This is a genomic window from Streptomyces sp. SAS_281, from assembly GCF_052542855.1.
In genome coordinates, this window is the sequence record NZ_JBMNDO010000095.1 from 22,126 (window position 1) to 30,526 (window position 8,401).

The 8,401-nt window shown below is 74.2% G+C and carries 6 protein-coding genes; all 6 read left to right on the forward strand.

Going from position 1 to position 8,401, the window contains the following annotated elements; translation table 11 throughout:
• Nucleotide 1: 1 nt before the first annotated feature.
• Nucleotides 2-946 (forward strand): carbohydrate ABC transporter permease, encoded by a 945-nt coding sequence (locus ACN6LM_RS28435; protein WP_445068238.1) that lies wholly within the window; start codon nt 2-4, stop codon nt 944-946.
• Nucleotides 943-1,791, forward strand: coding sequence for a carbohydrate ABC transporter permease (locus tag ACN6LM_RS28440; RefSeq protein WP_445068239.1), 849 nt, complete (start codon nt 943-945; stop codon nt 1,789-1,791). The genes ACN6LM_RS28435 and ACN6LM_RS28440 overlap by 4 nt, the downstream gene beginning before the upstream one ends.
• Nucleotides 1,792-1,795: 4 nt before the next feature.
• On the forward strand, nt 1,796-3,430 hold the full coding sequence (locus ACN6LM_RS28445) for a beta-N-acetylhexosaminidase (protein ID WP_445068240.1): 1,635 nt from the start codon (nt 1,796-1,798) through the stop codon (nt 3,428-3,430).
• Between the two features lie 307 nt (nt 3,431-3,737).
• Nucleotides 3,738-4,634, forward strand: coding sequence for an FAD binding domain-containing protein (locus tag ACN6LM_RS28450; RefSeq protein ID WP_445068241.1), 897 nt, complete (start codon nt 3,738-3,740; stop codon nt 4,632-4,634).
• Nucleotides 4,631-6,028: a 2Fe-2S iron-sulfur cluster-binding protein gene (locus ACN6LM_RS28455; protein ID WP_445068242.1), complete on the forward strand. Its 1,398-nt coding sequence runs from the start codon at nt 4,631-4,633 to the stop codon at nt 6,026-6,028. The genes ACN6LM_RS28450 and ACN6LM_RS28455 overlap by 4 nt, the downstream gene beginning before the upstream one ends.
• The gene (locus tag ACN6LM_RS28460) at nt 6,025-8,361 is read left to right on the forward strand and encodes a xanthine dehydrogenase family protein molybdopterin-binding subunit (protein WP_445068243.1); all 2,337 of its coding nucleotides are present in this window, start codon (nt 6,025-6,027) and stop codon (nt 8,359-8,361) included. The genes ACN6LM_RS28455 and ACN6LM_RS28460 overlap by 4 nt, the downstream gene beginning before the upstream one ends.
• The last annotated feature ends 40 nt before the right edge of the window (nt 8,362-8,401 follow it).

Genomic DNA, 8,401 nt, shown 5'->3' on the forward strand with positions numbered 1-8,401 from the left:
GATGACCGCGAACAGCACGGCGTACAAGACGCGCCCCACCGGTCCGCGCCGCCGGCCCGCCTCCCCGGCCCGGCGGCCGGGCTGGACCCCCTGGCTCTACCTGCTGCCCGCGCTCGTCCTGCTCGGCGGGCTGCTGGTCTACCCGATCTACCAGCTCGGGCTGATCTCCTTCCTGGAGTACACCCAGGCCCAGGTCAGCGGCGGCGAACCGGCCACCTTCCAGGGGTTCGGCAACTACACCGCCCTCTTCGGGGACGGCCAGTTCTGGCAGGTCCTCCTCGCCACCGTGGTCTTCGCCGCGGCCTGCGTCCTGGCCACCCTGCTCACCGGCTGCGCGCTGGCCGTCCTGCTGACCCGGATACGGGCCGTGCCCCGGTTCGCCCTCATGCTGGCCGCGCTCGGCGCCTGGGCGACCCCCGCGATCACCGGGTCGACCGTCTGGGTCTTCCTCTTCGACGCCGACTTCGGCCCGGTCAACCGGATCCTGGGACTCGGCGACCACTCGTGGACGTACGGGCGCTACAGCGCCTTCGCGCTGGTGCTCCTCGAAGTCCTGTGGTGCTCCTTCCCGTTCGTGATGGTCACCGTGTACGCGGGCATCCGGGCGATCCCCACCGAGGTGCTGGAGGCGGCGGCGCTCGACGGGGCCTCGCAGTGGCGGATCTGGCGCTCCGTCACAGCCCCGATGCTGCGGCCGATCCTGACCGTCGTCACCATCCAGTCGGTCATCTGGGACTTCAAGGTGTTCACCCAGATCTACGTCATGACCAACGGCGGCGGGATCGCCGGGCAGAACCTGGTGCTCAACGTGTACGCGTACCAGAAGGCGTTCGCCTCCTCGCAGTACAGCCTGGGCTCCGCGATCGGCGTCGTGATGCTGCTGATCCTGCTCGCCGTCACGCTCGTGTACCTGCGCCTCGTACGCCGTCAGGGGGAGGAACTGTGATCCCGGCCGTCCGCCCGCTCGTCCGCCGGCCCGGCCGGCTCGCCGCCGAGGCCGCGGCCCTGCTCATCGCCGCCGCCGTCGCCTTCCCGCTGTACTGGATGGTGCTCTCCGCCCTCAAACCGGCGGGCGAGGTCCAGTCCACGCACCCCAGGCCCTGGACCCTGTCGCCGTCCCTGGACTCCTTCCGGCGGGTCTTCCAGCAGCAGGACTTCGGGCGCTACTTCCTCAACAGCCTGCTCGTCGCCGGTACGGTCGTCGTCGCCTCCGCGCTCATCGCGTTCCTGGCGGCCACGGCGGTCACCCGGTTCCGGTTCCGCTTCCGGACCACGCTGCTGATCATGTTCCTGGTCGCGCAGATGGTGCCGGTCGAGGCGCTGACGATCCCGCTGTTCTTCCTGATGCGGGACTTCGGCCAGCTGAACACGCTCGGCTCGCTGATCCTGCCGCACCTGGCGTTCTCGCTGCCGTTCGCGGTCTGGATGCTGCGCGGATTCGTCCGGGCCGTGCCGGAGGCCCTGGAGGAGGCCGCGTACATCGACGGGGCGAGCCGTACCCGCTTCCTGTGGCAGATCCTCTTCCCGCTGGTCCTCCCCGGCCTCGTGGCGACGAGCGTCTTCTCGTTCATCTCCACCTGGAACGACTTCCTGTTCGCGAAGTCGTTCATCATCAGCGACACCTCCCAGTCGACGCTCCCGATGGCGTTGCTGGTCTTCTTCAAACCCGACGAGAACGACTGGGGCGGGATCATGGCAGCCTCCACGGTGATGACCGTGCCCGTGCTGGTCTTCTTCGTACTCGTACAGCGACGCCTGGTCTCCGGACTCGGCGGAGCGGTTAAGGACTGACGTCATGGCCATGGAACTGATCCCGGCGCCCCAGCGCGCCGACGACCGGGGGCGCTGCGGATTCGTCCTCGACGCGTCCACCACCATCGCGGCGGCCCCCGGCACCGAGACCACCGAGCGCTGGCTGCGCACCACCCTGGGCGCCGCCTTCGGCCTGCCTCTGGCCCCCGGCCCCGAGGGCGCCCCGCGCGCCATCGTGCTGCGCACCGACGCCACCCTGCCCACCGAGGGCTACCGGCTCACCACCCTGGCCGACGAGGCCGTCGTCATCACCGGCGGCAGCCCCGCCGGGGTGTTCTGGGGCGCCCAGACCCTGCGCCAGCTGCTGGGCCCCGAGGCGTTCCGCCGGGCGCCCGTGGGCGAGGCCGCCGTCCACGGCTTCGGGTTCACCGACATCGAGGACGCGCCCCGCTTCGGCTGGCGCGGCCTGATGCTCGACGTGGCACGGCACTTCATGCCCAAGGACGACGTGCTGCGCTACCTCGACCTGCTCGCCGCCCACAAGCTGAACGTCTTCCACTTCCACCTCAGCGACGACCAGGGCTGGCGCGTCGAGATCAAGCGGTACCCCCGCCTCACCGAGGTCGGCGCCTGGCGTCCCCGCACGAAGTACGGGCACCGGGCCTCCGAACTGTGGGACGAGACCCCGCACGGCGGTTACTACACCCAGGACGACATCCGCGAGATCGTCGCCTACGCCGCCGCCCGGCACATCCGGGTCGTCCCCGAGATCGACATCCCCGGCCACTCGCAGGCCGCCATCAGCGCCTACCCGGAGCTCGGCAACACCGACGTCATCGACACCTCGGCGCTCGGCGTCTGGGACGACTGGGGCGTCACCCCCAACGTCCTGGCCCCGACCGACCACGTCCTGCGGTTCTACGAGGGCGTCTTCGAGGAGCTCCTCGCACTCTTCCCGCCGGAGACCTCGCCGTTCGTCCACGTCGGCGGCGACGAGTGCCCCAAGGACCAGTGGAAGCAGTCGCCCGCCGCGCAGGCCCGCATCAAGGAACTCGGCCTGGCGGACGAGGACGAGCTCCAGTCCTGGTTCATCCGCCACTTCGACACCTGGCTCGCCGGGCGCGGCCGCCGCCTCATCGGCTGGGACGAGATCCTGGAGGGCGGCCTGGCCCCCGGTGCCGCCGTCTCCTCCTGGCGCGGCTACGCGGGCGGCATCGCCGCCGCCGAGGCCGGGCACGACGTCGTCATGTGCCCCGAGCAGCAGGTCTATCTGGACCACCGTCAGCACGGCGGCCCCGACGAGCCGATGCCCATCGGATACGTCCGCACCCTGGAGGACGTCTACCGCTTCGAACCCGTGCCGCCGGCCCTGAGCGAGGAGGCGGCCCGGCACGTCCTCGGCACCCAGGCCAACGCCTGGTCCGAGGTCATGCAGAACCGGGCGCGCGTCGACTACCAGGTCTTCCCCCGCCTCGCCGCCTTCGCCGAGGTCGCCTGGTCGGCCCTGCCCGCCCCGGACGAACGGGACTTCGCCGGATTCGAGCGCCGCATGACCGCCCACTACGCCCGGCTCGACGCCCTCGGCGTCGGCTACCGGCCGCCGTCCGGACCGCTCCCCTGGCAGAAGCGCCCCGGCATCCTCGGACGCCCGATCGAGGGGGCACCCCCGAACGTGTGAGCCCGGCCCCGACCCGCTCTCCCGCCACCAAGGACCCTGCGACCGTGGTGGCGGCGGCCGTTCGGAGGTGCGCCGCCCCGGTAACGGAGAAAGCCGTACGGAGATGTGCAAGACCGGCAAAGGGTGCCCACCGCCGAACCGGCGTGAAAACGGGACCATTACCCTGACCATGGACGGACACACCCTTCGCGGACCTGCGCGTCGGGCCGGTCCGAAGATGTGCCAGAGTTGCCACGTCCGGGCTTCGAGCACGTACCGTACGGCGAAACAGGCGGGAGCGCCGGGACACCGGGAAGGGGCAGCTGGGTTGACCACGCACGCACCGCAGGCGACGCAGTCCGTGACGCTGCCTGCCTCGCTGGACGAGGCGGTGGCGGCACTCGGCGCCATGCCGGCCGCCGTCCCCGTGGCAGGTGGCACGGACCTGATGTCGGCCGTCAACAAGGGGCTTCTGCGCCCCTCCGGTCTGGTCGGACTCGGCCGGATCAGCGAGCTGCGCGGCTGGCACTACCAGGACGGGCACGCCCTGCTGGGCGCCGGTCTGACCCACGCCCGCATGGGACGGCCCGACTTCGCCGCCCTGATCCCCGCGCTCGCCGCCTCCGCCCGCGCCGCGGGCCCTCCGCAGATCCGCAACGCCGGCACGCTCGGCGGCAACATCGCGACCGCCGCCCCGACCGGGGACGCGCTGCCGGTGCTCGCCGCGCTGGAGGCCGAGCTCGTCATCGCCGGACCCGGCGGCGCCCGCCGCGAGATCCCCGTCTCCCACCTGCTGGCCGGCCGCGAGATGCTGGAGCCCGCCGAGCTGATCGGCTTCGTCCGGGTGCCCCTGCTGCACGCCCCGCAGGTGTTCCTCAAGGCCACCGGCCGCACCGGGCCCGGCCGCGCCACGGCCTCCGTCGCGATCGTCCTCGACCCGGCCAGGCGCGGGGTGCGCTGCGCGGTCGGCGCCATCGCGCCGATGCCGCTGCGCCCGCTGGAGGCGGAGCACTGGATCGCCTCGCTGATCGACTGGGACGGGGCGCGCGGCCTCGCGCCCGACGCGCTGGCCGCCTTCGGCGAGTACGTCGCGGCCGCCTGCGTCCCGGACCCCGGACCACCCGCCGACGGGGGAGAGGCGCCACCGCCGTCCCCCGCCGTACTGCACCTGCGGCGCACCGTCGCCGCGCTCGCCCGACGCGCGCTGGGGAGGGCACTGTCGTGAGCAAGGAGAACCCCGCCGAGCAGCACGGGGGCTGGCAGCCGACCCCGCAGGGCGACTACGACGGCGACGCGACGGCCTTCGTCCAGTTGCCGCCGGAGGACCTGGCGGACATCCCGCTGGCCGCGCCGGGCCACGGCTACACCCCGCCGATGATCCTGCCGCTGACCCCGGCCGCCGGCCTCGACCCGGCGGCCACCGGCAACTGGACCGTCCCGGCCCCGGACCAGCAGCCGGCGCCGGAAGCGGTGCACTGGCCCGACCCGAACCAGCAGTCCGGCTACGGCTACCCGCACCCCGGGACCGAGCAGCACCCCGGCTCGTACCAGGAGCCGTACGGTACGGACCCGGCCGCCACCGGCCAGTGGTCGGTGGACACCTCGTCCTGGCCGGCCCCGGCCACGGCCGCCCCGCTCTCGGACGACTCCGGCGAGCTGTACACCCCGCCCCCCGCCGCCGACTGGTACGCGGACCGCCCGGCCACGCTGCCGGGCGGCGCCCCGGCGCCCTGGGCGGTGCCGGACGCGGCCCCGGAGGAGGCACCCGAGCCGGTCGCGGAGGCGGAGGCGCCGGAGGGCGTCGCCGCCGAGAGCGCTCCCGAGGCGGCGGAGCCCGGCGGCCCCGATCAGCCCGAGCCGGAGGGCGACGCCCTCGCGGAGGCGCCCGAGACGGCCCCGGACCCCGTGGCGGAGAAGCCCACCGCGGAAGCGGTGCCGGACGCGGAGGACGCCCCCCAGCCCGCGGAGGTGCCCGAGGAGCCGGCCCCGGAGGTGCCCGAGGAGCCGGCCCCGGAGGTGCCCGCGCTGCCCAGCGAGCACCCCGCCGCCTCGTACACGCTGCACGTCAACGGCGTCGACCGGCCCGTCACGGACGCCTGGATCGGCGAGTCCCTGCTCTACGTGCTGCGCGAGCGCCTCGGCCTCGCCGGCGCCAAGGACGGCTGCTCGCAGGGCGAGTGCGGGGCGTGCAACGTCCAGGTGGACGGCCGGCTCGTCGCCTCCTGCCTGGTCCCCGCCGCCACGACCGCCGGCAGCGAGGTCCGTACGGTCGAGGGCCTGGCCGTCGACGGGGAACCGTCCGACGTGCAGCGGGCGCTGGCCGACTGCGGCGCCGTCCAGTGCGGGTTCTGCATCCCCGGCATGGCGATGACCGTCCACGACCTCCTGGAGGGCAACCACCGCCCCAGTGAGCTGGAGACCCGGCGGGCGCTGTGCGGCAACCTCTGCCGCTGCTCCGGCTACCGGGGCGTCCTGGACGCGGTCAACGAGGTCATCGCGGCCCGCGAGGCCGCCGAGGAGACCGGGGCCGGCGAGCCGGAGGCGCCCCGCATCCCGCACCAGGCGGCACCGGGCGCCGGTAGTGTGCAGGCCCACCAGCAGGACGGAGGCATGGCGTGAGCAACGACGCGGCCGGCGCCACCCCCACGACGATCAGCATCCCGTCGCCGGCCGGCCCGGGCGGACCCGAGGCCGAGCAGCCGCGGCTCGGCATCGGCGCCTCGCTGCCGCCGGCCGACGCCCGCGCCAAGACCGAGGGCACCTTCCCGTACGCCGCCGACCTGTGGGCCGAGGGCCTGCTCTGGGCGGCCGTCCTGCGCTCCCCGCACGCGCACGCCCGCATCGTCTCCATCGACACCTCGGCCGCCGTCGAGATGCCCGGGGTGCGCGCGGTCGTCACCCACGAGGACGTCCCGGGCGAGGCCCTGTACGGCCGCAAGGTCGTGGACCGCTCCGTCTTCGCCTCCGACCTGGTCCGCCACCACGGCGAGCCGATCGCCGCCGTCGCCGCCGACCACCCCGACACCGCCCGGCTCGCCGCCGCCGCGATCGCCGTCGAGTACGAGGTGCTGGACCCGGTCACCGACCCGGAGAAGGCGTTCGAGGCCGAGCCCCTGCACCCCGACGGCAACCTCATCCGCCACATCCCGCTGCGCTACGGCGACCCGGAGGCGGCCGGCGAGGTCGTCGTGGACGGGCTGTACCGCATCGGACGCCAGGATCCCGCCCCGATCGGCGCGGAGGCCGGGCTCGCCGTGCCCCGCCCGGACGGCGGCGTCGAGCTGTACACCGCGTCCACGGACCCGCACACCGACCGCGACCTGGCCGCCGCCTGCTTCGGCCTCGAACCGGAGCGGGTCAAGGTCGTCGTCACCGGCGTGCCCGGCGCGACCGGCGACCGCGAGGACCCCGCGTTCCAGCTGCCTCTGGGCCTGCTCGCCCTGCGCACCGGCTGCCCGGTCAAGCTGGCCGCCACCCGCGAGGAGTCCTTCCTCGGCCACGCCCACCGCCATCCGACCCTGCTGCGCTACCGCCACCACGCGGACGCGGAGGGGCGCCTGGTCAAGGTGGAGGCCCAGATCCTGCTGGACGCGGGCGCCTACGCGGACGCGTCCTCGGAGTCGCTGGCCGCCGCGGTCGCCTTCGCCTGCGGCCCGTACGTCGTCCCGCACGCCTTCATCGAGGGCTGGGCCGTCCGTACGAACAACCCGCCCTCCGGCCATGTCCGGGGCGAGGGCGCGATGCAGGTCTGCGCCGCCTACGAGGGCCAGATGGACAAGCTGGCCGCGAAGCTGGGGATCGACCCGGCCGAGCTGCGCATGCGCAACGTGCTGGCCACCGGCGACATCCTGCCGACCGGGCAGACGGTGACCTGCCCCGCGCCCGTCGCCGAGCTGCTCACCGCCGTCCGCGACCACCCGCTGCCCGCCCTGCCCAAGGACGCCCCGGAGGACGACTGGCTGCTGCCGGGCGGCCCCGAGGGCGCGGGCGAACCGGGCGCGGTGCGGCGCGGCGTCGGGTACGCGCTGGGCATGGTGCACATGCTGGGCGCGGAGGGCGCCGACGAGGTGTCCACGGCCACGGTCCGGGTCCACGACTCGGTCGCCACCGTCATCTGCGCGGCCGTCGAGACGGGCCAGGGCTTCTCCACGCTGGCCCGGCAGGTGGTCCAGGAGACCCTGGGCGTCGAGGAGGTGCACGTCGCCTCCGTCGACACCGACCAGCCCCCGGCCGGCGCGGCCACGCACGGCCGCCACACCTGGGTCTCCGCCGGAGCGGTCGAACGCGCCGCGAAGATGGTCCGCACCCAGCTCCTCCAGCCCCTGGCGCACCAGTTCGGGATGTCCACGGAGCTGCTCCAGATCGCGGACGGCAAGATCACCTCGTACGACGGGGTGCTCTCCACGACCGTGTCGGAGGCGCTGGACGGCAAGGAGCTGTGGGCGACCGCCCAGTGCCGCCCGCACCCCACCGAGCCGCTGGACGAGTCCGGGCAGGGCGACGCCTTCGTGGGCCTGGCCTTCTGCGCGGTCCGCGCGGTGGTGGACGTCGACATCGAGCTGGGCTCGGTCCGGGTGGTCGAGATGGCCGTCGCCCAGGACGTCGGCCGCGTCCTCAACCCGTCCCAGCTGGCGACCCGTATCGAGGCGGGCGTCACCCAGGGCATCGGCGCCGCCCTCACCGAGAACCTCCGCACCGCCCGCGGCCTGATCCGCCACCCGGACCTCACCGGCTACGCCCTGCCGACCTCGCTGGACGCGCCGGAGATCCGGATCGTGAAGCTGGTCGAGGAGCGGGACGTGGTCGCCCCGTTCGGCGCGAAGCCCGCGTCGGCGGTTCCGGTCGTGACCTCCCCGGCCGCGGTGGCCGCCGCGGTCCGCGCGGCGACCGGCCGCCCGGTCAACCGCCTCCCGATCCGCCCGCAGGCGGCGGTCGCGGCGCCGAAGGGCTGAGACCCCGCACACGGAAGCGCCCGCCCTCGGGAGTGAGGGC